Origin of the sequence: Kocuria sp. CH-021, assembly GCF_049716185.1 — a bacterium.
Lineage (GTDB): Bacteria > Actinomycetota > Actinomycetes > Actinomycetales > Micrococcaceae > Kocuria > Kocuria cellulosilytica.
Genome location: NZ_JBNAFK010000057.1, coordinates 1 through 1,179, shown reverse-complemented (window position 1 = coordinate 1,179; position 1,179 = coordinate 1). Strand labels below are relative to the sequence as shown.

The 1,179-nt window shown below is 67.0% G+C and carries 1 protein-coding gene; it reads right to left on the bottom strand.

Annotated features, from left to right (window positions below; all coding sequences use genetic code 11):
* Positions 1 to 99: 99 nt before the first annotated feature.
* Positions 100 to 1,095, bottom strand: a complete 996-nt coding sequence (locus ACPYN7_RS17990; RefSeq protein WP_424348554.1) for a Gfo/Idh/MocA family protein — start codon at positions 1,093 to 1,095, stop codon at positions 100 to 102.
* Between the last annotated feature and the right edge of the window lie 84 nt (positions 1,096 to 1,179).

Here is a 1,179-nt window from a genome sequence, read left to right as displayed (position 1 = left end):
TCCTGGCCATCCTTGGATTCTCGCTTCCCCAGCATCGTGCTGGATACCGCGTGTCCAAGATCAAGGGTCAAGCCCCGACACCCGCGTTGCGGTGAGGGTTCAGTAAACGATCGTCTGCGGCAGTCCGGTTTGCAACGAGAGTGTGGCGGCCTCGGCGATGGCTTGCGCGCGGAGCCCATCGCGCAGGGTGGCGGGTGGGGTCGCGTTATTGTCGAGGGCTGTCACGAACGCCGCCAGTGCAGCCGCGTACGTGGGTTGGACCCGTTCGAACCATCCGGCGTGCAGGCCGTCGCCCGTGGAGGCGGAGCCGACGAAACGTGTGACGTTGCCGGCACGCATGCGTCCTGATTCGGCCATGCCGGCCGAGCCGAGGACTTCGATGCGTTCGTCGTAGCCATAGCCGGTGTGACGCACGCTGTCGATCTGCACGAGTGCGCCGCCGGGCAGACGCAGGGTCGCGATCGAGGTGTCGACGTCGCCGATCTCCGCGACCCGCGGATCCGACAGTGCCGAGCCCATCACGTGCACTTCGATCGGGTCGGAGCCCGCGATCCAGCGGACGAGATCGAAGAAGTGCACGGCCTGATCGCGCATCTGCCCGCCCGAGACCTTCAGGTATTCGATCGGCGGCAGCGCCGGGCCGCGCGAGGTGAGCTGCATGAGCGCGATCTCGCCGAGCTCGCCCGAGTCGACCAGGCGTTTGAGCGCGGCGTGGTCGCGGTCGAAGCGTCGGTTGAAGTCCACCATCGCAGGAATTCCGGCGGCCTCGACATGGGCGACCACGTCCTTGGCTTGCGGGAGGTCGAGGTCGATCGGCTTCTCGACGAGCGCGGCGATCCCCGCATCGGCGGCGCGACGAAGATTGACCGCGTGCGTGTCGGTCGAGGACGCGATGAAGACGGCATCCACCTCGGCAGGATCGAAGGCCTCCTCGAGCGAGCGTGCGGCGCGGGCACCGTGGGCTGCGGCGAGGTGCGCTGCGCGTGCGGGGTCGACGTCGTAGACGTAGCGGAAATCCACTCCCGGGTGGGCCGCGAGACTCCGGGCGTGGACGGAGCCGATGAATCCGGCGCCGATCAGGGCAAAACGCTGCATAACCTTCCTTAGACCTGGTCTCAAAACCTGATCGGTCGTTGCCCACCTGCCTGGGAACGGTCCACAGTGCCTGCATGACGACGA